General features: G+C 73.4%; 18 protein-coding genes and 1 pseudogene. 13 read left to right on the top strand and 6 right to left on the bottom strand.

The window, feature by feature from the left end; translation table 11 throughout:
• Nucleotides 1-6 precede the first annotated feature (6 nt).
• Nucleotides 7-1,464: an MFS transporter gene (locus tag IE330_RS05915; RefSeq protein WP_190134793.1), complete on the top strand. Its 1,458-nt coding sequence runs from the start codon at nucleotides 7-9 to the stop codon at nucleotides 1,462-1,464.
• On the opposite strand, the gene IE330_RS05910 is transcribed toward IE330_RS05915, so the two are convergent.
• Complete coding sequence (locus tag IE330_RS05910; RefSeq protein ID WP_229925420.1) at nucleotides 1,451-2,683, bottom strand: class I SAM-dependent methyltransferase; 1,233 nt, start codon at nucleotides 2,681-2,683, stop codon at nucleotides 1,451-1,453. The two genes, IE330_RS05915 and IE330_RS05910, sit on opposite strands and share 14 nt — an antisense overlap.
• A 90-nt stretch (nucleotides 2,684-2,773) precedes the next feature.
• Between IE330_RS05910 and IE330_RS05905 the strand changes: the two genes are divergently transcribed.
• The 3 genes from IE330_RS05905 to groL all read left to right on the top strand — a co-directional run bounded on the left by IE330_RS05905 (nucleotide 2,774) and on the right by groL (nucleotide 6,390).
• Entirely contained in the window at nucleotides 2,774-3,730 is a 957-nt protein-coding gene (locus tag IE330_RS05905) for a polysaccharide deacetylase family protein (protein ID WP_190134792.1), read from the top strand.
• 583 nt (nucleotides 3,731-4,313) lie between these two features.
• On the top strand, nucleotides 4,314-4,622 hold the full coding sequence (gene groES / locus IE330_RS05900; protein WP_004955293.1) for a co-chaperone GroES: 309 nt from the start codon (nucleotides 4,314-4,316) through the stop codon (nucleotides 4,620-4,622).
• Nucleotides 4,623-4,761: 139 nt separating this feature from the next.
• Nucleotides 4,762-6,390 (top strand): chaperonin GroEL, encoded by a 1,629-nt coding sequence (gene groL, locus IE330_RS05895; protein WP_190134791.1) that lies wholly within the window; start codon nucleotides 4,762-4,764, stop codon nucleotides 6,388-6,390.
• A gap of 239 nt (nucleotides 6,391-6,629) precedes the next feature.
• Here groL and IE330_RS05890 read toward each other — a convergent pair whose 3' ends face one another.
• On the bottom strand, nucleotides 6,630-7,403 hold the full coding sequence (locus IE330_RS05890) for an SDR family NAD(P)-dependent oxidoreductase (protein ID WP_190134790.1): 774 nt from the start codon (nucleotides 7,401-7,403) through the stop codon (nucleotides 6,630-6,632).
• Between the two features lie 78 nt (nucleotides 7,404-7,481).
• Nucleotides 7,482-8,150, bottom strand: a complete 669-nt coding sequence (locus tag IE330_RS05885) for an MOSC domain-containing protein (RefSeq protein WP_190134789.1) — start codon at nucleotides 8,148-8,150, stop codon at nucleotides 7,482-7,484.
• Nucleotides 8,151-8,230: 80 nt separating this feature from the next.
• Between IE330_RS05885 and IE330_RS05880 the strand changes: the two genes are divergently transcribed.
• Nucleotides 8,231-9,139, top strand: coding sequence for a LysR family transcriptional regulator (locus tag IE330_RS05880; RefSeq protein ID WP_190134788.1), 909 nt, complete (start codon nucleotides 8,231-8,233; stop codon nucleotides 9,137-9,139).
• A 200-nt stretch (nucleotides 9,140-9,339) separates the two neighbouring features.
• Here IE330_RS05880 and IE330_RS05875 read toward each other — a convergent pair.
• A pseudogene (locus IE330_RS05875) lies at nucleotides 9,340-9,660 on the bottom strand (WhiB family transcriptional regulator); the annotation flags it as partial.
• A gap of 377 nt (nucleotides 9,661-10,037) precedes the next feature.
• On the opposite strand from IE330_RS05875, the gene IE330_RS05870 reads away from it, so the two are divergent.
• From IE330_RS05870 to IE330_RS05855, 4 genes are all read left to right on the top strand, one after another.
• Nucleotides 10,038-10,649, top strand: coding sequence for a response regulator transcription factor (locus tag IE330_RS05870; RefSeq protein WP_003948568.1), 612 nt, complete (start codon nucleotides 10,038-10,040; stop codon nucleotides 10,647-10,649).
• A 266-nt stretch (nucleotides 10,650-10,915) separates the two neighbouring features.
• Entirely contained in the window at nucleotides 10,916-11,491 is a 576-nt protein-coding gene (locus IE330_RS05865) for a sigma-70 family RNA polymerase sigma factor (RefSeq protein WP_190134787.1), read from the top strand.
• A gap of 230 nt (nucleotides 11,492-11,721) precedes the next feature.
• Entirely contained in the window at nucleotides 11,722-13,230 is a 1,509-nt protein-coding gene (gene guaB / locus IE330_RS05860; protein ID WP_190134786.1) for an IMP dehydrogenase, read from the top strand.
• A 134-nt stretch (nucleotides 13,231-13,364) separates the two neighbouring features.
• Nucleotides 13,365-14,489, top strand: a complete 1,125-nt coding sequence (locus IE330_RS05855) for a GuaB3 family IMP dehydrogenase-related protein (RefSeq protein WP_190134785.1) — start codon at nucleotides 13,365-13,367, stop codon at nucleotides 14,487-14,489.
• A 130-nt stretch (nucleotides 14,490-14,619) separates the two neighbouring features.
• On the opposite strand, the gene IE330_RS05850 is transcribed toward IE330_RS05855, so the two are convergent.
• Both IE330_RS05850 and IE330_RS05845 read right to left on the bottom strand, forming a co-directional pair.
• Nucleotides 14,620-15,210, bottom strand: a complete 591-nt coding sequence (locus tag IE330_RS05850) for a hypothetical protein (RefSeq protein WP_190134784.1) — start codon at nucleotides 15,208-15,210, stop codon at nucleotides 14,620-14,622.
• A gap of 99 nt (nucleotides 15,211-15,309) precedes the next feature.
• Nucleotides 15,310-16,563: a nucleotide sugar dehydrogenase gene (locus IE330_RS05845; protein ID WP_190134783.1), complete on the bottom strand. Its 1,254-nt coding sequence runs from the start codon at nucleotides 16,561-16,563 to the stop codon at nucleotides 15,310-15,312.
• Between the two features lie 228 nt (nucleotides 16,564-16,791).
• Here IE330_RS05845 and IE330_RS05840 point away from each other — a divergent pair, with 228 nt between their 5' ends.
• The 4 genes from IE330_RS05840 to IE330_RS05825 form a co-directional block, all read left to right on the top strand.
• Nucleotides 16,792-18,504 carry a glycerol-3-phosphate dehydrogenase/oxidase gene (locus IE330_RS05840; protein ID WP_190134782.1) on the top strand — a complete coding sequence of 571 codons (1,713 nt, stop codon included), beginning with the start codon at nucleotides 16,792-16,794 and terminating at the stop codon, nucleotides 18,502-18,504.
• A 252-nt stretch (nucleotides 18,505-18,756) separates the two neighbouring features.
• Complete coding sequence (locus IE330_RS05835; protein WP_190134781.1) at nucleotides 18,757-20,991, top strand: serine/threonine-protein kinase; 2,235 nt, start codon at nucleotides 18,757-18,759, stop codon at nucleotides 20,989-20,991.
• Nucleotides 20,992-21,168: 177 nt separating this feature from the next.
• A complete protein-coding gene (locus tag IE330_RS05830) occupies nucleotides 21,169-23,985 on the top strand; it encodes a serine/threonine kinase C-terminal domain-containing protein (RefSeq protein WP_190134780.1) in 2,817 nt (938 codons plus the stop codon).
• 312 nt (nucleotides 23,986-24,297) lie between these two features.
• On the top strand, nucleotides 24,298-25,209 hold a 912-nt coding region (locus IE330_RS05825; RefSeq protein WP_229925418.1), incomplete at its 3' end, for a serine/threonine-protein kinase.

The raw sequence follows: 25,209 nt of genomic DNA, 5'->3' as shown, positions 1-25,209 counted from the left end.
CGGTGCATGACGAAACAGCCCTCGGGGCGCAGCTCCCTGCTGCTCCCCGTGCTCCTGACCGTGCAGTTCCTCGTCTCCCTCGACATGTCCGTCGTCAACATCGCCCTGCCCGACATGGGCCGCGGGCTCGGCTTCGCGCCCGAGTCGCTGACCTGGGTCGTCAACGCGTACGCGCTCGCCTTCGGCGGGCTGCTCATGCTCGGCGGACGGCTCGCCGACCTGCTGGGGCGGCGGCGGGCGCTCGTCGCCGGGTTCGCCGTCTTCGGGGTCGCGAGCCTCGCCGGGGGCCTCGCCCAGAGCGCGGGCCAGCTCGTGGCGGCGCGCGCCGTGCAGGGGGCGGGCGCCGCCGCCCTGGCACCGGCGGCGCTCGCGCTGATCACCGTGCACCACCCGGCGGGTCCGGCGCGGGCGCGGGCGCGGGCCCTGTGGGGCGCCTGGCTCGCGCTCGGCGGCGCCGTCGGGATCATGGCGGGCGGCCTGCTCACCGACTGGGCCGGCTGGCGCTCGGTGATGCTGGTCAACGTCCCCGTGGTGCTCGCCGCGCTCGCCGCCGTCCGCCCCGGCGTGCCCGCCGACCGCCCGGGGCCGGGCCGCCCGCGCCTCGACGTCCTCGGCGCGCTGCTCGTCACCGCCGGTACGGCGGTCCTGGTCCTCGGCCTCGTCCGCACCGAGACGCACGCCTGGGGCTCGGCCGCCACGCTCGGCACGCTGGCGGCCGCGGCCGTGCTGCTCACCGCGTTCTGCGTCGTCGAGCACCACGGCGAGCGGGGTGCCCGGCAGCCGCTGCTGCGCCTCGGGCTGCTCGCGCACCGCCCCGTGCTGTCCGCGAACGTCTTCTCGCTGCTGATGTCGGCGGGCCAGTTCGCCGCGTTCTACTTCACCTCGCTCTACCTCCAGGAGGTCCTGGGGTACGGGCCCACGCGCGCCGGAGCCGCCTTCCTGCCGTTCTGCGCGGGGGTCGTGGCGGGCACGGTGGTGGCGACCCGGACGGTGGGCCGGGTCGGGGAGCGGGCGCTGCTGGTGGCGGGCGGGCTGCTCGGCGCGGCCGGGTTCGCGTGGTTCGCGCTGGCCGTGGAGGCGGGCGGGACCTTCGCGGGGTCCGTGCTCGGGCCCTCGCTGGTGGCGAGCGTGGGCATCGGCATGTGCTTCGTACCGCTCGGCACGTCCGCGACGGCCGGGGTGGCCCCGGAGGAGACCGGGATGGCGTCGGGGCTGCTCAACAGCGCGCGCCAGACCGGGGGCTCGATCGGGCTCGCGGTCCTCGTGACCGTCGCCGGGAGCGCGGCCGGGGCGGGGCCCGCCGGGCTCGCGCAGGGGTACGCGGCGGCGTTCGCCGTGGCGGCGGGGCTGCTGGTCGCGGCGGCCGCGGCCTCCGGGGTGCTGCACGGGCCCGCGGCCCGGCCGGGGCCCGGGGCGGGGGAGCGGGCCGCCCCGGTGGCCGGGGAGCGCGTCAGGGCCGAGTAGCCGGCTCGCCCAGGGGCCGGAGGGGGTGCCCCAGCAGCATCGTGGGGGCCCCGGCGACCCGGGTCAGGAAGACCGTGGCGGACCCGGGGCCCTGGGGCTTCACCTTGCGGCGCAGCTCCTCCGGCTCCACCGCCGAGCCCCGCTTCTTGACCGTGAGGACACCGACGCCGCGCTCCCGCAGCAGCGCCTTCAGCTTCTTGACGTTGAAGGGCAACTGGTCCGTGATCTCGTACGCGGTGGCGTACGGCGTCGGGCGGGCGACGTCGGAGGTCACGTAGGCGATCGTCTCGTCGACGAGCCCGCCCTCCACCCGGGCGGCGACGTCGGCGACCAGGTGGGCACGGATGACGGCGCCGTCCGGCTCGTACAGGTACCGGCCGACGGGGCGCACGGGCGGGTCCGGCGGCATGGCGGCGCGCACGGCGCTCAGGGTGGCGCGCGACGGCAGCAGGGTCGCGCGGTGCGAGGCGGGCGCCCCCGTCCCGAACCACAGCACCGCCTCCTTCACGTCCCCGCCGTCCGAGATCCACTCGGCCTCCGCCTCCTCGGGCACGGCGTCGTGGGGGATGCCGGGAGCGACCTTCAGCGCGGCGCGCGGGGCCTCCCGGGCGGCGGCCACGGCCCAGGACAGCGGCGGCGAGTACGCCTCCGGGTCGAAGATCCGGCCGCGTCCGCCGCGCCGCGCGGGGTCGACGAAGACCGCGTCGCAGCCGCTCGTGTCCACCTCGGTCACGTCCGCCTCGCGGACCTCGATGAGCCCGTCCAGACCGAGGGCCTCGGCGTTGGCGCGCGCGACCGCGCAGGTCAGCGGGGAGCGGTCGACGGCGAGGACCTCGATCCCGGCGCGCGCGAGCGCCAGGGCGTCACCGCCGATGCCGCAGCACAGGTCGGCGACCCGCCGCACCCCCAGCTCCCGGAACCGCTCCGCCCGGTACGCCGCGACGGACGTACGCGTGGACTGCTCGACCCCGTTCGGTGTGAAGAACATCCGCGCGGCGTCCTCGGCCCCGAACTTCGCCACCGCCCGCTGCCGCAGGCGCGCCTGGGCGAGCGCCGCCGAGACCAGGCCGACGGGGTGGTCGCGGCGCAGCCGGGTGGCCACCGCGAGCTCCTCGGCGGGCTCGACCTCCCGTACGGCGTCGAGCAGGGCGGTGCCCTCGTCGGTGAGGAGCGCGGCGAAGGCCGTCGTGGCGGACTGCTGATCGTGCGGAGCGTTCACCGGCCCATTGTGGGCCAGTCGGTGGAAGGTACGCGTCCGGCAGCGGTGTCGACCTCGCGCCGGGTCCCTGGACTGCGAGGATCCGGCGCCATGCGACGAGTACTAGTACGACAAGATGCGGAATCATCCGGAAAGGTGGGAAAGGCCCGGAAGGCACGGAAGACACGGAGGCGGGCGGTGCTCACCGTGGCCGCGCTCGGCGCCGGCGCGGTCGCCTCCGGCTGCGCGTCGGACGCCCGGAACGGCGCGGGAGGCGCGCACGGCCAGCCGCCCCAGCTCGCGCCCCCCGCGCAGGCGCTGCACGAGTACGCCCAGCGCGTACGCGCGAACCACACCGCGCGGGCCGCCGCCGCGCGCTACTGGGGCCTGTCGCAGGTCCCGCTGGCCGCGCCCCCGCCGCCCGCCGTGAAGCCGCGCCTGAAGACGCGCAAGGGCTTCGGGGTGCGCGGGCACGCGCAACTGCCGCCGGTGTTCACCACGGTCCCGACCGAGCGCAAGGTCGTCTTCCTGACCGTCGACGACGGCGCCGAGAAGGACCCGGCGTTCCTGCGGATGATGAGCGACCTGCGCATCCCGTACACCGCGTTCCTCAGCAACTACCTGATCAAGACCAACTACGGCTACTTCAAGCAGATGCAGGACCGCGGCACCGCCCTGAACAACCACACCCTCAACCACCGCTACATGCCGGACCTCTCGTACAAGGCGCAGCGGCGGGAGATCTGCGGCATGCAGAACGTCATCGAGAAGCGGTACGGCAAGCGGCCCGAGCTGTTCCGGCCGCCGTACGGCAACTACGACCGCGACACCCTGCGCGCCGCCAAGTCCTGCGGCATCAAGGCGGTGCCGCTGTGGGCGTCGGAGGGCTTCGCCGACCGCATGGCCTGGCGTGAGTGGGACCGCGACCTGCACCCCGGCGACATCATCCTCACGCACTTCCGCGGGAGCGACGATTGGGACGGCTCGATGACGGACATGGTCCGGACGGTCATGAAAACGGTCACCGGCAGGGGGTACGCGGTGGCCCGCCTGGAGGACTACTTGTGAAACGCGCCCCGGCCCTTCTGCTCCCCCTCCTCCTCCTGACGGCCTGCGCCCAATCGGTGGACCCGATCGAACGCCTGGGGCGCAAGGCGGCGGAGAGGATCCCCCGGGAGGCCTCCCGCTGCGGGCAGTCGTTCCGCGGGGCGAGTGGGGCCTCCCCTGCTCGAGCGGAGCCGAGAGCTTGGGGAAAGGTGGGCACAGCCGTCGGCGCCCAGCAACTTTTGAGCGACTTGAGCGCTGGGTCAGGAAGAACTGGGCTCAGCTCCCACACTCCCGCGCCCCGCGCGGAACCCACCCCACACACGAAGCGTTGCCCAGGAGAACACCGCCCCCCGGGCCCCCGCTAGCCCTCCCCCCACGGAGTGGGGCCCGCCCCGGCCGAGCCGAAACCCCGCCAGGCCGGCGGCAGCCCATTGGCACTCCGCTTGACCGAGTGCTAATCGCCGTCCTAGTCTCGGCCCTGGCACTCCCGCATGGAGAGTGCCAGAAGCGACGGGCAGGTCCGGCACCCGCGACGACGGATCCACCTGGTCGCCACCTCTAGATCAGTTAACCCCGCGAGATCTCCGAAGGGGGAGGTCGGATCGTGACGACCGCCAGCTCCAAGGTTGCCATCAAGCCGCTCGAGGACCGCATCGTGGTCCAGCCGCTGGACGCCGAGCAGACCACGGCCTCTGGCCTGGTCATTCCGGACACCGCGAAGGAGAAGCCCCAGGAGGGCGCCGTCCTCGCCGTGGGCCCGGGCCGTTTCGAGAACGGCGAGCGCCTTCCGCTCGACGTGAAGGTCGGCGACGTCGTGCTCTACAGCAAGTACGGCGGCACCGAGGTGAAGTACAACGGCGACGAGTACCTGGTGCTCTCGGCCCGCGACGTGCTCGCGATCATCGAGAAGTGATCCAGCAGTAGTCGCTGCTTTCACCCGGTTCCACCCGGCAGATTTGCTTCGCGCCGCGCCCCTGGTCACCCCCGCTGATGCCGGGCGGCGAGGGGCGCGGTTCGTTCATACGAGTATCCGAGAGGGCTGAAACGCTCCCATGGCGAAGATCCTGAAGTTCGACGAGGACGCCCGTCGCGCCCTCGAGCGCGGCGTCAACAAGCTTGCCGACACCGTCAAGGTGACGATCGGCCCCAAGGGTCGCAACGTCGTCATCGACAAGAAGTTCGGCGCCCCCACCATCACCAACGACGGCGTCACCATCGCCCGTGAGGTCGAGGTCGAGGACCCGTACGAGAACCTGGGCGCCCAGCTCGTGAAGGAGGTGGCGACCAAGACCAACGACATCGCGGGTGACGGCACCACCACCGCCACGGTCCTGGCCCAGGCCCTGGTCAAGGAGGGCCTGCGCAACGTCGCCGCCGGCGCCTCCCCGGCCGCCCTGAAGAAGGGCATCGACGCCGCCGTCAAGGCCGTCTCCGACGAGCTGCTCGCCACCGCCCGTCCGATCGACGACAAGTCCGACATCGCCGCCGTGGCCGGGCTCTCCGCCCAGGACCAGCAGGTCGGCGAGCTCATCGCCGAGGCGATGGACAAGGTCGGCAAGGACGGTGTCATCACCGTCGAGGAGTCCAACACCTTCGGCCTGGAGCTGGACTTCACCGAGGGCATGGCCTTCGACAAGGGCTACCTGTCGCCGTACTTCGTGACGGACCAGGAGCGCATGGAGGCCGTCCTGGAGGACCCGTACATCCTCATCCACCAGGGCAAGATCTCCTCCATCCAGGACCTGCTGCCGCTCCTGGAGAAGGTCATCCAGGCCGGCTCCTCGAAGCCGCTGCTGATCATCGCCGAGGACGTCGAGGGCGAGGCCCTGTCGACCCTGGTGGTCAACAAGATCCGCGGCACGTTCAACGCCGTGGCCGTCAAGGCCCCCGGCTTCGGTGACCGCCGCAAGGCGATGCTCGGCGACATGGCCACCCTCACCGGTGCCACGGTCATCGCCGAGGAGGTCGGCCTCAAGCTCGACCAGGCCGGCCTGGACGTGCTCGGCACCGCCCGCCGCGTGACGATCACCAAGGACGACACCACCATCGTCGACGGCGGCGGCAACGCGGCCGACGTCGAGGCCCGCGTCGCCCAGATCAAGGCCGAGATCGAGACCACCGACTCCGACTGGGACCGCGAGAAGCTCCAGGAGCGCCTCGCGAAGCTGGCCGGCGGCGTGTGCGTGATCAAGGTCGGCGCCGCCACCGAGGTGGAGCTGAAGGAGAAGAAGCACCGTCTGGAGGACGCCATCTCCGCGACCCGCGCCGCGGTCGAGGAGGGCATCGTCTCCGGTGGTGGCTCCGCGCTCGTCCACGCCGCCAAGGTCCTCGAGGGCAACCTCGACCTGACCGGCGACGAGGCCACCGGTGTCGCGGTCGTCCGCAGCGCCGCCGTCGAGCCGCTGCGCTGGATCGCCGAGAACGCCGGCCTCGAGGGCTACGTCATCACCACCAAGGTGGCGGAGCTGGACAAGGGCTTCGGCTTCAACGCCGCGACCGGCGAGTACGTCGACCTGGTCAAGGCCGGCGTCATCGACCCGGTCAAGGTGACGCGCTCCGCCCTGGAGAACGCCGCGTCCATCGCCTCCCTGCTGCTCACGACCGAGACCCTGGTCGTCGAGAAGCCGGCGGAGGAAGAGGCCGAGGCCGGGCACGGCCACGGGCACGGTCACTCTCACTGAGCGTGACCTGAGTCGAGCCTGAGGCCCGGCACCCCGTCGTGGGGTGCCGGGCCTCAGGCGTTTTTCGGATGGGCGTCTGCTGGGTCCCGGTGCGTTGCCGGGTGCGGGTCGTGGTCCGTCCTCGCGCAGTTCCCCGCGCCCCTTCGGGCGCTTGCCCGCGAGGTTGTGTCCGTCCCCGCGCCCCTTCGGGCGCTTGCCCGCGAGGGCGTGTCCGTGCTCGCGCCCCTTGCGGGGCCCGCCTACCGGGGGCCGTACTTCCTGCCCGTGCGGGACGTGACGCCGCCCAGGAGTGCGCGGGGGGTCATCTTCACCACGCCCATGAGGGCCTTGTAGCGCGGGTCCGGGATCGAGAGGGTCTTGCCGCGGGCCAGGTCGGTGAGGGCGGCGGCGACCAGCTTGTCCGCGTCCAGCCACATCCACTTGGGGATGTTGTCCGTGCCCATCCCGGCCCGCTGGTGGAACTCGGTGCGCACGAACCCCGGGCACAGCGCCATGAGCCGGATCCCGGTCCCGGCCAGGTCCCGCGCCACGCCCTGGGTGAACTGGACGACCCACGCCTTGGACGCGCCGTACGTGCCGCGCGGCACGAACGCGGCCACCGAGGCGACGTTGACGACACCGCCGCGCCGCCGCTCCCGCATGGCCGCGGTCGCCGCCGACGTCAGCCGGAGCACCGCCTCGCAGTGCACCTTCAGCATCGTCAGCTCGTCGGCGAGGGAGACCTCCAGGAACTGGCCCTTGTTGCCGAACCCGGCGTTGTTGACGAGGAGGTCGACGGGGTCGCGGCGGCTGGCGAGCCGTTCCTCGACGGCGGTGATGCCGTCCTCCGTGGCGAGGTCGGCGGTCAGGACCTCCGCCTCGATGCCGTGCCGGTCGTGCAGCTCGGTCGCCTGCTCCCGCAGCCGCTTCGTGTCACGCGCCACCAGGACGAGGCTGTAGCCGTCGGCGGCCAGGCGCCGGGCGAAGGCGGCACCGATACCCGCGGTCGCACCCGTGATGAGAGCCGTAGTCATGGACCAAGGCTAGTGAGGCCGGGGGCGCCCGCGCGCCACGCACCCCCGGTGCGGTGCCCGCGCGAGCGCCCCTCCATGTCAATCGCCGTGCTTCGCCACGTACTTACGGGCCTTCGTGGCCAGCTCGGGGTGGAGCGCGTCCCCCGCCTCCAGGAGCCGCGGCAGCAGCGCGCGCTCCGTCGTCACGGCACGGAACTGGAGCGCGACGGTGATCTCGTGGTCCGGCCGGTGCACGACCTCGACCGGGTCCCCGGTCTGGATCTCGCCCGGCTCCAGCACCCGCAGGTACGCGCCGGGCAGCACCGCCCGCGTGAACCGCCGCACCCAGCCCCGCTCGCCGATGTGCCCCTGGAACGTCCGGCACGGGATGCGGGCCGAGGTGACCTCCAGGAGCAGCCGCGGGCCGACGCGCCACCGCTCGCCGATGAGCGCGCCGTTCACGTCCACGCCCGTCGTGGTGAGGTTCTCGCCGAAGGCGCCGTTGGCGAACTGCCGGTCGAGGACCCGCCCCCACTCGTCGAGGTCCTCGCGCGCGAAGGCGTACACCGCCTGGTCGTTGCCGCCGTGGTGGCGCAGTTCGCAGATCGTGTCCCCGGCGAGCCCGCTGCCGCCTGTCCCCTTGGGACCGGGCGCGCTCACCCGGACGGGCCCCTCCACGGGGCGCTTGTCGATCCCGGTCACGCCCCCGGGCGAGTCGGTGTAGGGCACGGCCTTCGCCTGGCCCACGTTCACGGAGAGAAGCTTCATACGGTCAGGCTAGGCGGCAGGTGCCCAAAGCAGCTACGCAATATTGTGCATTGCGCCCAAGCCTCACTTATGCTCAAGGCATGATCGAGGCCCGTCACCTCCGTGTCCTGCGCGCCGTGGCCGCCACCGGCTCCTTCTCGGCGGCGGCCCGCGAGCTCGGCTGCACCCAGCCCGCCGTCAGCCAGCAGATGAAGGCCCTGGAGATGTCGACGGGCACGCCGCTGCTGATCCGCACGGGCCGCGAGATGCGCCTCACCCAGGCCGGCGAGGCCCTGGTCCGGCACGCCGCGACCATCCTCGCCGGGCTCACCGCGGCCGAGGAGGAGGTCGCCGCGATCGCCGGGCTCCGCGCGGGCCGGGTCCGGCTGGTCTCCTTCCCCAGCGGCTCCTCCTCGCTCGTCCCCGGCGCCCTCGCCGCCCTGCGCGCGGCGCACCCCGGCACCCGCGTCTCGCTGGAGGAGGCCGAGCCGCCGCGCTCGGTGGAGATGCTCCGCGAGGGCGACTGCGACGTGGCGGTGGCCTTCCGGTACGAGGGGGCCGGGGCCACCGAGGAGTGGGACGACCTCGTCGTCCGGCCGCTGCTCGCCGACCGGCTCGTCGGCCTCGTGCCGGAGGGCCACCGCCTGGCGAAGGCGGACGCCGTCACGATCGGTGAACTGGCGGACGAGTCGTGGATCGCGGGCTGCCCGCGCTGCCGCCGCCAGCTCGTCGAGGTCTGCCGGGGCGCGGGCTTCGAACCCCGTATCGACTTCGCGACGGACGACTACCCGGCGGTGATCGGCCTGGTCGGCGCCGGGCTCGGCGTGGCGGTGCTGCCCGAGCTCGCCCTGGAGTCGGTGCGCGCCAAGGGGGCCCGCGCGGTGGCGGTGGAGCCGGCCGTGCGGCGCGAGATCGTCGCGCTCACCCTGCCCGACCTGGCGCAGGTGCCGGCGGTGGCGGCGACGCTCGACCACCTCACGGGCGTCGCGACGGCGGGCCGGAGGCCCTGAGCCGGGGCCTCCGGCCCCAGCAGAAACGTTCCTTCACGGAGTCAGGGGGCCGGACTGCGCCCGCCTCCGCCCGTACTGGACGCGCCGACGCCGGTACTGGGCGTACCGGATGTACTGGATGTACTCGATGTGCTCGATGTATCGGGTCTACCGGATGTGTCGGACATCCTGGGCGCACCGGCCGTGCTGGATGCACCGGCCGTGCTGGTCGCGCCGGCCGTACTGGCCGCCGTGACCAGGCGGTTCCGGGCGCGGCCCATCAGCTCCTCGCGCTCGTCCTCGGTCAGGCCGCCCCACACGCCGTACGGCTCCCGTACCGCGAGCGCGTGCGCGGCGCACTCCGCGCGCACCGGGCACCGCATGCAGACCTCCTTGGCCGAGTTCTCGCGCGCGCTCCGCGCCGCACCGCGCTCGCCCTCCGGGTGGAAGAAGAGCGAGCTGTCCACCCCACGGCAGGCCGCGAGGAGCTGCCAGTCCCACAGATCAGCGTTCGGTCCGGGGAGGCGGGAGAAATCTGCCATTGCGTGTCTCCTGTGTAGCCGTGGTGACGCGGACGGTGCCCATGACCGTACATCTACTGTCTAAGGAGATGAAAATATGACTCATTGCGAATCTAGCCACAGACACCTTGAAAAGGGAAGAAAAGCCGCTAAATGGGGCATAGACCGCAATAGGCGATGTACCGGTCCGTGCTGTCTGTGCCGTGTCCGCGCCCTCACGTAGAGTGCCGAAGGTGGCTGACCGACCCGTAACTCTTTCGAGTGACCGTCGTTGAGAGTGCGGAGGCGGTTGAAACAACAAGCGCTCGGGCAGATGTCCGAGAGCGTCAACCGCTCAGGTGACGACTTGTACCAGCCTGGAGGCTCAAGGTGACGCGCATCAGCTGCGGAGGGCGGCCATGACATCCGTCCTCGTCTGCGACGACTCCCCGCTCGCCCGAGAGGCGCTGCGCCGCGCGGTCGCGACCGTGCCCGGCGTCGAGCGTGTGACGACAGCGGCCAACGGCGAGGAAGTCCTCCGCCGCTGGGGCGCCGACCGCTCGGACCTGATCCTGATGGACGTACGCATGCCCGGTCTGGGCGGCGTCGAGACCGTGCGGCGGCTGCTCTCCGCCGACCCCGGCGCGCGCATCATCATGCTCACCGTCGCCGAGGACCTGGACGGGGTCGCGCTCGCGGTCGCCGCGGGCGCCCGCGGCTATCTGCACAAGGACGCCTCGCGCGCCGAGCTGCGCGCGACCGTCACGCAGGCCCTCGCCGACCCGACCTGGCGGCTGGCGCCGCGGCGGCTGCGCTCCGCCGAGATGGGCGCCGCGCCCACGCTCACCGCGCGTGAGATCCAGGTGCTCGAGGGCATGAGCCACGGCCGGTCCAACGCGGAGATCGGGCGCGAGCTCTTCCTCTCCGAGGACACGGTGAAGACCCACGCCAGGCGTCTGTTCAAGAAGCTCGGCGCCTCGGACCGCGCGCACGCGGTGGCGCTCGGCTTCCGCTGGGGCCTGGTTCGCTAGGTGGGTCGTCGCGGGGGCATGGCGTTCCCCGCCCGCCGCGCGGCGGGCGGGGCCATGGACGCCCGTCACCGCCCGCTCCGGGAGCGGCTTGTGGCGCTTCGCCGCCGATGCCGCATCCTTGAGGTGTGGAGTTCCTTGGGGACGAGTCGGCCGAGCGGAAGGGGAGGGTGCGGGAGATGAGCTTCGGCGCACCTGCTCATAACGCTTCGGCGCACAACTACGGACGCGGTGCCGCGGAACAGCCGGCGCCAAGGCACCATGGACCGATGCGCGAGAACAAGACGACGGTGATCGGTGCCCTCGTCCTTCGCGCCGTCGAGGGCGACGAGCAGGCCACGCACGACCTCCTGGCCCACGTCCACCCCCTCGCCCTCCGCTACTGCCGCACCCGGCTGTCCCGGCTGCCGGGTGACGCCCGCCACTTCGTGGAGGACCTCGCGCAGGAAGTCTGCGTGGCGGTCCTGCTCGCGCTGCCGCGCTACCGCGACACGGGGCGGCCCTTCGAAGCCTTCGTCTTCGCCATCGCCGCGCACAAGGTCGCGGACCTCCAGCGGGCCGCGATGCGGCACCCGGGCTCGACCGCTGTCCCCTCGGACGAGATGCCCGAGCGCCCGGACGACTCCCTCGGCCCCGAGGAGCGGGCGCTGCTCAGCAGCGACGCCGAGTGGGCCAAGAAGCTGCTCGCCAACCTCCCCGAGAACCAGCGTGAGCTGCTGCTCCTGCGCGTCGCCGTCGGCCTGACGGCGGAGGAGACCGGGCAGGTGCTCGGCATGTCCCCCGGCGCCGTCCGGGTCGCCCAGCACCGGGCCCTGAGCCGCCTGCGCGCCCTGGCCGAGCAGTAGCTTTCCGGCTTCCGCCGGGCGGTGGCGCAGCCGTATTTCTTCCGCCGCGACGGCGGGAAGCCCGACGAGCCTGTCCGGCGGTGCCGGGCAAACCCCAGTTGGGACGGGCCACGGTCCTGCCCTGTACGAATCTACGAAGCCCCGGGCCGCCGGGAACGGTGGAATGAGAGAGCCCTGCTTCCCGTTAGCATGGACATCCGCACCGATCAAGGCCATTTGGGGAAGGTGTCATGACTGCCAACGTCGACGGAGTGCCCGAGAAATTCGCGACACTCGGGCTGACCTACGACGACGTGCTGCTGCTGCCGGGCGCGTCGGACATGGCGCCCGGTGACATCGACACCGCCTCGTACGTCTCGAAGAACGTCCGGGTGAACGTCCCGCTGCTGTCGGCGGCCATGGACAAGGTCACCGAGTCCCGCATGGCCATCGCCATGGCCCGCCAGGGCGGCGTCGGCGTGCTGCACCGCAACCTGTCGATCGCCGACCAGGCCAACCAGGTCGACCTGGTCAAGCGCTCCGAGTCCGGCATGGTCACCGACCCCATCACGGTGCACCCGGACGCCACGCTCGCCGAGGCCGACGCGATCTGCGCCAAGTTCCGCATCAGCGGCGTCCCGGTGACCGACGGCGCGGGCAAGCTGCTCGGCATCGTCACCAACCGCGACATGGCCTTCGAGGCGGACCGCTCCCGGCAGGTCCGCGAGGTCATGACGCCGATGCCGCTGGTCACCGGCAAGGTCGGCATCTCCGGCGTGGACGCCATGGAGCTGCTGCGCCGCCACAAGATCGAGAAGCTGCCGCTGGTCGACGACAGCGGCGTCCTCAAGGGCCTGATCACGGTCAAGGACTTCGTGAAGGCCGAGAAGTACCCGCACGCCGCCAAGGACGCCGAGGGCCGCCTCATCGTCGGTGCCGCCGTGGGTGTCGCCGGCGACGCCTTCGAGCGCGCCCAGGCGCTCATCGAGGCGGGCGTCGACTTCATCGTCGTCGACACCGCGCACGGCCACTCCCGCCTGGTCGGCGACATGGTCGCCAAGATCAAGTCGAACTCCGGCGGCGTCGACGTCATCGGCGGCAACGTCGCCACCCGCGAGGGCGCCCAGGCGCTCATCGACGCCGGTGTCGACGGCATCAAGGTGGGCGTCGGCCCGGGCTCCATCTGCACCACCCGCGTCGTCGCCGGCATCGGCGTACCGCAGGTGACCGCCATCTACGAGGCGTCGCTCGCCGCCAAGGAGGCCGGCGTCCCGGTCATCGGCGACGGCGGCCTGCAGTACTCCGGCGACATCGCCAAGGCGCTCGTCGCCGGCGCCGACACGGTCATGCTGGGCTCGCTGCTCGCGGGCTGCGAGGAGTCCCCGGGCGAGCTGCTGTTCATCAACGGCAAGCAGTTCAAGTCGTACCGCGGCATGGGCTCCCTGGGCGCCATGCAGTCCCGCGGTGAGCAGCGCTCCTTCTCCAAGGACCGGTACTTCCAGGAGGGCGTCGCCTCCGACGAGAAGCTCGTGCCCGAGGGCATCGAGGGCCAGGTCCCCTACCGCGGTCCGCTGTCGGCCGTCGTGCACCAGCTCGTGGGCGGTCTGCGCCAGTCGATGTTCTACGTGGGCGGCCGTACGGTCCCCGAGCTCCAGGACCGCGGCCGCTTCGTCCGGATCACCTCGGCGGGGCTCAAGGAGAGCCACCCGCACGACATCCAGATGACGGTCGAGGCGCCGAACTACAGCGGTAAGAAGTAAGCCGAGAGCAGCGCGAACGGCGCGCACGCGCGCGTGGGGGCGGCCCGGGAATCCCCGGGCCGCCCCCACGCGCGTGTGTCGGGGATACTGGAACGGCATACGGAGTGCCGTAGGAAAGCTGAAGGGCCACACCAGTGACTGAGATCGAGATCGGGCGCGGCAAGCGCGGCCGCCGGGCGTACGCCTTCGACGACATCGCCGTCGTACCGAGTCGGCGCACCCGCGACCCGAAGGAGGTCTCGATCGCCTGGCAGATCGACGCCTACCGCTTCGAGCTGCCCTTCCTCGCGGCCCCCATGGACTCCGTGGTGTCGCCCGCGACCGCCATCCGCATCGGCGAGCTCGGCGGCCTCGGCGTGCTGAACCTCGAAGGCCTGTGGACGCGGTACGAGGACCCGCAGCCGCTGCTCGACGAGATCGCGGAGCTGCCCGCCGAGGCCGCGACGCGCCGCCTCCAGGAGATCTACGCCGCGCCCATCAAGGAGGAGCTGATCGGGCAGCGCATCAAGGAGGTGCGCGACTCCGGCGTCGTCACCGCCGCCGCGCTCTCCCCGCAGCGCACCGCCCAGTTCTCCAAGGCCGTCGTGGACGCGGGCGTGGACATCTTCGTGATCCGCGGCACGACCGTCTCGGCCGAGCACGTCTCCGGCGCCGCCGAGCCGCTGAACCTGAAGCAGTTCATCTACGAGCTGGACGTCCCGGTCATCGTCGGCGGCTGCGCCACGTACACCGCGGCCCTGCACCTGATGCGCACCGGCGCGGCCGGCGTCCTCGTCGGCTTCGGCGGCGGCGCCGCGCACACCACGCGCAACGTCCTGGGCATCCAGGTCCCCATGGCCACCGCGGTGGCCGACGTCGCCGCCGCCCGCCGGGACTACATGGACGAGTCCGGCGGCCGCTACGTGCACGTCATCGCCGACGGCGGCGTGGGCTGGTCGGGCGACCTGCCCAAGGCCATCGCCTGCGGCGCGGACGCCGTGATGGTGGGCTCCCCGCTGGCGCGCGCCACGGACGCGCCGGGCAAGGGCCACCACTGGGGCATGGAGGCCGTCCACGAGGACGTGCCGCGCGGCAAGAAGGTCGACCTGGGCACGGTCGGCACCACCGAGGAGATCCTCACCGGCCCGTCGCACATCCCCGACGGCTCGATGAACTTCTTCGGGGCGCTGCGCCGCGCGATGGCCACGACCGGCTACAGCGAGCTCAAGGAGTTCCAGCGCGTCGAGGTCACGGTGGCGGACTCGCAGCACAAGCGGTGACGTTCCCCCGGCACTGAGCGCACGACCCACGAAAAGGGGCCCGGGCCCGCCGTCAGGCGGACTCGGACCCCTTTTTCGTACCCGTAGCCGTAGCCGTACTGCGTACAGGAGTACGGCTACGGGTACGCCGTCACTGCGCGGCGCGCTTGGCGCTGCCGAAGGCGGCCACCGCGGCGATCGCGAAGAACACGAACGTCATGGCGTCGGCCTCCTCCTTCCAGGCCTTCTGCAGGACGTCGAAGTGGTCGACGAAGATGTCCGTGAAGCTCATGTTGAACTTGTCGGCGATGACCGCGGCCGCGCCGATGAGCTGCCCCAGGTAGACGGCGCCGAGCGACAGGGCGGCCGCGATCACGCCCAGCACGGGGTTGCGGCCCCCGGTCTTGCCGGCGGCCAGGCCCACGAGGAAGCCGACGCCGACCGCGGCCCAGCCGATCTCGTGCTCGGTGGCTCCGATGACCGCGCCGTACACGCCCGCGGCGACCAGGGCGGTCACCAGGGCGACCGCCAGGCCCAGGCCCACGTTGTCCCGGGCGGGAGCGGGCGGGGCGGGCACCATGTGGGGCTGCTGGTAGCCGTTCTGCTGCGGGAAGGCGGCGTACGGCTGCTGGGGCGGGTGCGGCTGCTGGGGGTGGCCGTAGCCGGGCTGGCCGTAGGGCTGCTGCGGCTGCTGGTAGCCGTAGGGCTGGCCCTGCTGGCCTGGAGGCGTGGGCTGCGTCATCTGGAGTCCCCCTGAGACATGAGCGCACTGGTGTGCGGTAAATGGCTGGATCCGCACGGTAGCAGCAGCGGCCGACGGGTCCCAGGGGGTTGCCGTGGGTCAGAGGCGGTGGGCCGCGCCCGCCGGGGTGGCGCCCCGGGTGTCCAGGAGCAGTTGGGCCTTGACGGCGAGCCCCTGGAGGTCGTAGGTGCGGTGGTGCTGGAGCAGGATCGTCAGATCGGCCTCGGCGGCCACGTCGTACAGGCTGTCCGCGCGGGGCACCGGATGGCCGAGAACGTTCCAATGGGCGACATAAGGGTCGTGGTAGCTGACAGCGGCGCCGAGCTGCATGAGGCGGACCGCGATCTCCTGGGCGGGGGCGCCCTGCTGGTCGGAGACGTCCGGCTTGTACGTGACACCGAGCAGCAGCACCCGGGCGCCGCGGGCGGACTTGCCGTGCTCGTTGAGCAGGGCGGCGGCGCGCTGGATCACATAGCCGGGCATGCGGTCGTTGACCTGCTGCGCGAGCTCCACCAGGCGCAGCGGGCGGGTGCCGTGGGCCGGGCTCGGCACGTCCAGGGCGGTGCCGTGGCCGCCGACCCCGGGGCCCGGGCGGAAGGCCTGGAAGCCGAACGGCTTGGTCTCGGCGCAGCGGATGACGTCCCACAGGTCGATGCCGAGGTCGTGGCAGAACACGGCCATCTCGTTGACCAGGGCCATGTTCACGTGCCGGTAGTTGGTCTCCAGGAGGTGCACGGTCTCCGCCTCCCGCGGCCCCCGCGCGCGGACGACCTTGTCGGTGAGGCGGCCGTAGAAGGCGGCCGCGGACTCGGTGCAGGCGGGGGTGAGGCCGCCGATGACCTTGGGGGTGGCCGCGTAGCCGTGGGTGCGGTTGCCGGGGTCCAGGCGGCCGGGGGAGTGGGCGAGGTGGAAGTCGCGCCCCGCGCGCAGGCCGGAGCCCTCTTCGAGCAGGGGGCGGAGGAACTCCTCCGTGGTGCCCGGGTAGGCGGGGGACTCCAGGATGACCGTGGTGTGCGGGCGCAGCCGCGCCGCCAGTGCGCGGGCGGCCTCGGCCACATGGCTGAGGTCCAGCGTGCGGTCCGCGGCCTGGGGCGTGGGCGCGCAGATGACGGCCGTGCGGACGCGGCCCAGTTCGGCCGGGTCGGTCGTCGGCCGGAAGCCGCCCGCCAGCATCCGGCGGACGTCGGCGGCGGTGAGGGTGCCCTCGGCGCCGTCGCCGGGAAGTCGGCCGCTCGCCAGCTCGGGCGCGCGGACGGGGTCGTAGCCGATGGTGGCGATGCCGCTGTGGGCGGCGGCCTGCGCCAGGGGCAGGCCGAGGTGGCCGAGGCCGATGACGGCGAGGTCTGCTGGCATGGCGGTGAGGCGCCCTTCCCAATAGCCGGAGCGGGACGATGACGCAAGCCCTGTGGACAAGATGCGGCAGCGCAATGTCAGACTAGGAGTAAATATGACCGATTTGCGGTATTGGACTCCTCTCGGCGTCGGAGTGTTGTCCACAGGCGGTGGCTGAACTCGGCGAGCGCGAGAAGAATCTGGGCATGATGTGAGCGCGACCACACCCGACGACCGCGGGAGGCAGCGGTGAGGACAGCGACTCTGGGGCCGGCGGAGCGGGCCGAGGCACTCGCGGGCATGGCCGAGCGCGAGCTGGACGTTCTCGTGGTGGGCGGCGGGGTGGTCGGCGCGGGCACCGCGCTCGACGCCGTGACCCGGGGCCTGCGCACGGGCCTGGTCGAGGCCAGGGACTGGGCGTCGGGCACGTCGAGCCGGTCCAGCAAGCTGATCCACGGCGGCCTGCGCTATCTGGAGATGCTGGACTTCGCGCTGGTCCGCGAGGCCCTCAAGGAGCGCGGCCTGCTCCTGGAGCGCCTCGCCCCGCACCTGGTGAAGCCGGTGCCGTTCCTCTATCCCCTGCGGCACCAGGCCTGGGAGCGGTTCTACGCCGGATCGGGCGTCGCGCTGTACGACGCGATGTCGATGGCCCGCGGCCACGGCAGGGGCCTGCCCGTGCACCGCCACCTGACCCGGCGTCACGCCCTGCGCGTGGCCCCCTGCCTGAAGAAGGACGCCCTCGTCGGGGCCCTGCAGTACTACGACGCCCAGATGGACGACGCCCGCTACGTGGCCACGCTCGTGCGCACCGCCGCGGCGTACGGCGCCAAGGCCGCCAACCGCGCGCGGGTGACGGGCTTCCTCCGCGAGGGCGAGCGCGTGGTCGGCGCCCGCGTCCAGGACGTCGAGGCGGGCGGGGAGTACGAGATCCGGGCCAAGCAGATCGTGAACGCCACGGGGGTGTGGACGGACGACACCCAGGCGATGGTCGGCGACCGCGGCCAGTTCCACGTCCGGGCCTCCAAGGGCATCCATCTGGTCGTACCGAAGGACCGGATCCACTCGACCACGGGCCTGATCCTGCGCACGGAGAAGAGCGTCCTGTTCGTCATCCCCTGGGGCAGGCACTGGATCATCGGCACCACCGACACGGACTGGGACCTGGACAAGGCCCACCCGGCGGCCTCCAGCGCGGACATCGACTACCTCCTGGAGCACGTCAACGCGGTCCTCGCCGTCCCGCTCTCGCGCGACGACGTCCAGGGGGTGTACGCGGGGCTGCGCCCGCTGCTCGCCGGCGAGTCGGACGCCACCAGCAAGCTCTCCCGGGAGCACACGGTCGCGCACCCCGCGCCCGGCCTCGTCGTCATCGCGGGCGGCAAGTACACGACGTACCGCGTCATGGCCAAGGACGCCGTGGACGAGGCGGTGCACGGCCTGGACCAGCGCGTCGCGGAGTGCGTCACGGAGGACATCCCGCTCGTCGGGGCCGAGGGGTACCGCGCGCTGTGGAACGCCCGAGCGGGCACCGCCGCCCGCACCGGGCTGCACGTGGTGCGCGTGGAGCACCTGTTGAACCGCTACGGCTCGCTCGCGGAGGAGGTCCTCGAACTCATCGAGAAGGACGCCTCGCTCGGCGCCCCGCTGCACGCCGCCGACGACTATCTGCGCGCCGAGATCGTCTACGCCGCCTCCCACGAGGGCGCCCGGCACCTGGACGACGTCCTCACGCGCCGCACCCGCATCTCCATCGAGACCTTCGACCGCGGCACGCGCAGCGCCCGGGAGTGCGCGGAGCTGATGGCGCCCGTCCTCGGCTGGGACGAGGACCAGATCGAGCGCGAGGTCCAGCACTACGAGAAGCGGGTGGAGGCCGAGCGCGAGTCCCAGCGCCAGCCGGACGACCTGACGGCGGACGCGGCCCGGCTCGGGGCACCGGACATCGTGCCGCTGGAGAGCTGACGTCCTTTTAGGGGCGGGAGTGGGGCTTGTCAAGCACGGACACGCCGGAGTTGGGTCGGTTTAGCCTGAGGAGGGCTGTCAAGGGGCATATGACCAGAGGGGTTTGGGGTGGTGCGCCGGGGTTCACTCGGGCCCGTAGCCAGGGGCGAAGTCCACGATGTGGGACATCTGACCCGCGGCATTGACCGGTCCCGGGGTGAGGGACAATGAAGGCTCTGTCAGGGCGGGTTGTGCGGGTAGTTGAGGGGACGCATGTCGGAGGCGGAGCAGACGGGCGGGGCCCGTCAGGATCAGAGCGCGCGTCTCCTCGCGGGGCGGTACCGGCTCGGTGACGTGCTCGGCCGGGGCGGCATGGGCACGGTCTGGCGGGCGAAGGACGAGACGCTGGGCCGCACGGTCGCGGTGAAGGAGCTGCGCTTCCCGTCGAGCATCGACGAAGAGGAGAAGCGGCGCCTCATCACGCGCACCCTGCGCGAGGCCAAGGCCATCGCGCGCATCCGCAACACCGGCGCCGTGACGGTCTACGACGTGGTCGACGAGGACGACCGCCCCTGGATCGTGATGGAGCTGGTCGAGGGCAAGTCCCTCGCCGAGGCCGTCCGCGAGGACGGGCTGCTCACGCCGAAGCGCGCGGCCGAGGTCGGGCTCGCCGTGCTCGACGTGCTGCGCTCCGCGCACCGCGAGGGCATCCTGCACCGCGACGTCAAGCCGTCCAACGTCCTCATCGCCGAGGACGGCCGCGTCGTCCTCACCGACTTCGGCATCGCCCAGGTCGAGGGCGACCCGTCCATCACCTCGACCGGCATGCTCGTCGGCGCCCCCTCCTACATCTCGCCCGAGCGGGCGCGCGGCCACAAGCCCGGGCCCGCGGCGGACCTGTGGTCGCTCGGCGGCCTCATCTACGCGGCGGTGGAGGGCGTGCCGCCGTACGACAAGGGGTCGGCCATCGCGACGCTCACCGCCGTGATGACCGAGGCCGTCGAACCGCCGCGGCACGCCGGTCCCCTGCTGGAGAAGGTCATCTACGGCCTGCTCGCGAAGGACCCCGAGCAGCGGCTCGACGAGGCGAGCGCCCGCAGGTTGCTCCAGGACGTGATCAACGCCCCCGAGTCGGCGGTCGGCAAGCGGCCCGACGACCCGGCGGACGCGACGAAGGTCGTGCCCCTGCCGCCGGTGCCCCCGGCGCCCGCGCAGGCACCCGGCGGGTCCGGAGGCCGCAAGGGCGAGGAGGCGGCGGAGCGGCTGAAGGGCGCGTTCCGCTCGGTGCGCAAGAAGGCGGCCGCCGCGACCGGCTCCACGCCGGCCGGGGGCTTCCCCGCGGACCCGGGCACGCGCGGCGGGGCCGCCGCCGTGGACAGCCCGGCCGGTGGCGCCACCGGTGCGACGCGTGCCCCGGGTGCCGCCGGCGGCGCGGCCGCGCCGGGCAGGCGCCCGGCGGACACGGGCGCCGGGGCGGGCGCGAGCGCGGCCACCGGCGCGGGTGCCGCCTCGCTTCCGGCCCCGCGCTCGGGCGACGCCGGGCCGGCCTTCGGCTCCGGGAGCGGAGCCCCCGCGTCATCCGCGACGACCCGCGTCACCGCGACCGGTGCCGGAGCCGCGACCGGTGCCCCGGCGGTGGCGAACGCGCGGTCGGTGGGCGGTGGCTCCCCGCACGCCCCCGCCTCCCCCCGGCCCGGCACCCCGCCCAAGCCGCCCGTCAGGGCGCCGCTGACGGACGTGGTGCCGCGGCGCACGCTCGTGGTGATCGCGGTCGTGGTCGTGCTCGCCGTGCTCGGTACGGTGCTGGCCTTCGCGCTCAGTGGCGACGGGGACGACAAGGGCGACAAGAGCGGTGACACGGCGGCGTCCAGCGGCGCGACCGCGGGCGGCGACGGCAAGGACAAGGGCTCCGGCGAGGACGGGAAGTCCGGCGGCACGGGCACGGACGACGGCAAGGGCGGTCAGGGCCAGGACTCCGGCAAGGACCCGGGCAAGGACGCCGGGAAGGGCGACGGCAAGGACGACGGCTCCGGCCAGGGCGCGCCCATAGGCGGCGGCGACAAGGGCAAGGACGACGGCGCGGCCACGACGCACAAGCACCCGCAGGGCTTCTCGATCGGCCTGCCCCAGGGCTGGCGGTACGCGACGACGGACCGGGCGGGCGCGCGCTTCACGGGACCGGACGGCCAGAAGCTGCTCGTCGGCTGGACCACGACGCCCAAGGACGACCCGGTGGCGGACTGGAAGAACCAGGAGTCGGCCATGCGCCGGGCGGAGTACAAGCGGCTCCGCATAGAGAAGGTGGGCTTCCGCGGCTGGAACACGGCCGACTGGGAGTTCACCTACGTCGACGGGGGCACCCGGTACCGCACGGTGGACCGCGGCTTCGTGGTCAACGGCGGCCTCGGCTACGGCCTGATGTACACGGCGAAGGCCGACGACTGGGACAGCGACCGGCGCCGGGACACCTGGGGGACGTTCACGCGGACGTTCCAGCCCAAGAAGTGACACGCCGGACCTGACACCGCGGAGGTGGCGTCGAACCCGCGAGCGAACCGGTGAGATCTGGCATCCCGTCAATACGGTCGCGCCGGGAGACGTATCGTGAGTGCTTGCGGAGGGTAAGCAGCCGCAACGAGCCGTAAAACGAGCGGAATTGACCACCGGGCGGTTGGGGGAGGCATCGTGGAGGACTATGCGGGACGGGTACTCGCCGACCGCTACCGCCTGCCGCTGCCGCCGGCCGAAGCGTACGAGTTCGCCGAGACCCGCGCCTTCGACACCTACAGCGGCCAGGAAGTCCTGGTCAGGCAGGTGCCGTTGCCCGAGGTCGTCGAGGCGGAGGTGGTCGGCGACGAGGGCTTCGGCGACGGCGACCTCAGCGACGTGCTGCCCGGCGGGCTGCCCGAGGGGTTCAGGAGCGCGGGCTCCGCGGCGCCGGGCGCGCGCGGGGAGCGGAGCGCGGGCGCGCGGGCCACCCGCAGGCCGAGCGATCCGGCGGTGCGCCGGGCCATCGAGGCGGCGCAGGCCGCCGCGCGCGTCCCCGACCACCCGCGCCTGGACCAGGTCTTCGACGTGTTCGCGGAGGACGGCTCGCTGTGGATAGTCAGTGAGCTGGTGGCCGCCCGGCCGCTCGCGGCGCTGCTCGCCGACAAGCCGCTGAACCCGTTCCGCGCGGCGGAGGTGGCCGCCGACGTCGTCACCGCGCTGCGCGTGCTGCACGCGCACGGTTGGGTCCACCGGAACATCACCGCGCGCACGGTCCTCGTCTGCGACGACGGGCGCGTGCTCCTCACGGGCCTCGCCGCGGGCGCGGCCGAGGAGGCGCTGTGCGGGTACGACCCGCGGCCCGAGGGGGAGGACTTCTCCGGCTTCGCCGAGCACCCGGCCGTGGACCACGAGGACGCCCCGGAGGGCCGGGACGCCCCGGACGCCCCGGGGCCGCGGGCCGCCGCGCCCCACCGCGAGCCGCGGGAGCGTGCCGCGCCCGCCCACGAGCACGGGAACCGCCCCGCATCCGGGACCGACGCCCAGGCCGACTACGACGCCGACCTGCGGGCCGCGCGGGCCGGGGCCATCGCCGCGTACCGCGCGGGCGCGGCCCGGGCCGCCACCCACGTGACCGGCCCGGACGCCGCGGTGGACGTCGACCGGGGCCCCGGGGACGCCGAGGCCGCATCCGGCCGCATCACGGACCCGTACGGCGTCCGGGGCAACCCCTACGGCGCCCGGGAGAAGAGGCCCTGGCACGGCGCCGTGCCGCGTACCGAGGTGCCCGCGCAGGGCGGCGCGCACCACCCCCGCCTGACCAAGCAGACCCCGCCCGGACACCGCGCGCGCCACGACGACGCGTACGACCGCGGCGACCGGCCCGTGTTCGAGCACGGCGACCCGTACGCGCACGAGCGCGAGCAGGAGCGCGAGCGCGACGACGCGTACGGGACGGCCGACGGGCACGGACCCGACAAGACGTACGACGACACCCACGACACCCACGACTCCCGCGACGCGTACGACTCCTACGACGGCTACGACTCCCGCGACGCCTACGGAACGGACGGCGCGTCCGGCGCGGGCGCCGGGGAGTCCCACGGTGGTGCCGAGAGCGGCGGCCACGCGCACGGGGGCGGCTGGGGCGACCCCGCGGAGGGGCGCGCGCGGCGCGCCCCGGCCGCCGCGCTCGCCGCCGAGCGGGCCCGGCACGCGCGCATGACCGTCGTCGGGCCGGTCACCGAGCGCTGGGCCCCCGAGCAGGCCGGGCCGGTGCACGAGAACTGGCAGCTCGCCGCGCCCATCGGACCCGCCACCGACCTGTGGGCGCTGGGCGCGCTCCTCTTCCGCGCCGTTCAGGGGCACGCCCCGTACCCGGAGGAGTCCACCGCCGAGCTGGTGCAGTTGGTGTGCGCGGAGCCGCCCGCGTTCGCCGAGGAGTGCGGGCCGCTGCGGCCCGTCGTGGAGTCGTTGCTGCGTCAGGACCCGACCGAGCGCATCGACTTCGAGGAGCTGAGCGGCTGGCTGCGCTCCCTGGTGCGGTCCGCGCCCGAGCCGGACGCGGGCGTGCACGTGGTCCCGGCGCCACCGTACGACGGCGGCAGGCTGCCCGTGGTGCGCCGCAGGGGCGAGGTCGTGCGCAAGCGGCGCGCGCCCGCGCCGGTCGCCACGGGCGGCGACCACGGCCGCCACAAGCGCGGCCGGGACACCAAGCCGGTGCGGGTGCCGCGCCCGGAGCGGGCGGCGCGCACCGCGCGCGGGCCGCGTTCGCTCGGCCGCGTGCTGCTCCTGGTGATACTGGCGGGGCTCGTGGCGGCGGTCGCGTACGCGATGCTGTTCATGCCGAAGGCCGACGAGAACGAGGGCGCGGGGCGTACCGGGAACGCGGGCCGGACCAGCGCCGCGCCGGGCGGCGGACCCGCCGGGGACGACCGGGCGGACGAGGACGGCGAGCCGGGCGGGGACCAGGGCCGGGAAGAGGACGAGAGGCCGCGGGAGACCCCGGACGGCGGCACGTCCCCCGGTTCGCAGGAGCCGCAGACCACCGCGCCCGACCTGGAGCCCGGCTTCGCGCTCCGCAAGGACGCGGAGGGCTTCCGCGTCGCCGTGGCCAGCGGCTGGGACCGGCAGCCCAAGAACGGCCGCGGCCAGGTCCTGTACACGCACGGCAAGTTCGAGCTGCTCGTCGTGCCGGGCCGGGACAGCACCGGGGAGTTCGGCACGGACCCGATGAAGTACCAGAAGGAGGACGAGCGCGAGCTCCAGCCGTTCCGTGACTCGTCCTGGGCCACGTCCAGCGGGATGCGCCGGGTCGACGTGGGCGGCCGCGCCATGGCGGAGGGCCAGTTCACCTGGCAGGGCCCGGACGGTACCGAGGTCTTCGTCCGCAACCTGGCGCTGATCGTGGACGGCGCGTACCACGTGGTCCAGGTCCGCGGCCCGGAGGCCGAGCGGGACGAGGTGGACCGGCTGTACGAGCAGGCGGCGAAGTCCTACCAGGCCGTCAGGTGACGTGCCGGACCTGAGCCGAGGCGCCCGGCACATCTGAAGCGTCGGCCCCTCCGGCCCCGCCCCGGGGCTCCCGCGTCCGCCCGGCCCCGCACGCCGCCCGGAGCGGAACCATCCCGCATCCGGAAGCAGTCACTCCATACGTGGTGAAAGTATGGAAGGACGGCGACGAAAGGCCGGGGAACCGGTGCCGCGCCCGTCTCGGCGCGCTCTCCGTGGACCCCACCCGTTCCGCGCGCCCCCGTGCCTCCTTACCCTTGGCTCTGTCAAGATCCTGGGCCCTGTCAAGACCAACTGCGGGGGAACGTGAATCACATGCAGGGCCTGCTCCTCGCCGGCCGCTACCGGCTCGGTGAGTCCATCGGCTCCGGCGGCATGGGGCGGGTGTGGCGCGCGCGGGACGAGGTGCTCCACCGGGCCGTCGCCGTCAAGGAGCTGACGGCTGCCCAGTGGGTGCAGGAGGCCGACCGCGCGGTCCTGCTGACCCGCACGCAGACGGAGGCCCGCGCCCAGGCGCAGATCAACCACTCGGCGGTCGTCACCGTCCACGACGTCCTGGAGTACGACGACCGGCCGTGGATCGTGATGGAGCTGGTGGAGGGCTGTTCGCTCGCCGACGCCGTCAAGGAGCGAGGGCGCATCGAGGCGCGCGAGGCCGCCCGGATCGGCCTGTGGGTGCTGCGCGCCCTGCGCGCCGCCCACGCGGCCGGGGTGCTGCACCGCGACGTCAAGCCGGGCAACGTGCTCCTGTCGGACGACGGCCGGGTGCTCCTGACCGACTTCGGCATCGCCGCGATCGAGGGCGACAAGACCATCACGCGCACCGGCGAAGTGGTGGGCTCCGTCGACTACCTGGCGCCCGAGCGGGTCAGCGGCGCCAACCCCGGCCCCGCCTCCGACCTGTGGGCGCTCGGCGCGACGCTGTACACGGCGGTCGAGGGCAGCTCGCCGTTCCGGCGCACCTCGCCGCTCGGCACCATGCAGGCCGTCGTGACGGAGGAGCCCGCCCCGCCCGCGCACGCGGACGCCCTCACGCCCGTCATCGCCGCCCTGCTGCGCAAGGACCCGCACGCGCGGCCGGGCGTGGACGAGGCGGAGCAGATGCTGGCGGAGGCCGCGGAGGGGCGGCGGCCCAGCGCGGCCCAGGCGTACGTCCCCGCGCGGACCGTCCGGCAGCCGGCCCCGCCCACCGCCGAGCGCTCGGTCACCCGCGCGCTCGGCAGCCAG

The organism is Streptomyces longispororuber, assembly GCF_014656095.1.
GTDB classification, from domain to species: domain Bacteria; phylum Actinomycetota; class Actinomycetes; order Streptomycetales; family Streptomycetaceae; genus Streptomyces; species Streptomyces longispororuber.
Note: the sequence above shows the minus strand (reverse complement) of the source record. Positions and strands in the feature narration are given on the sequence as shown.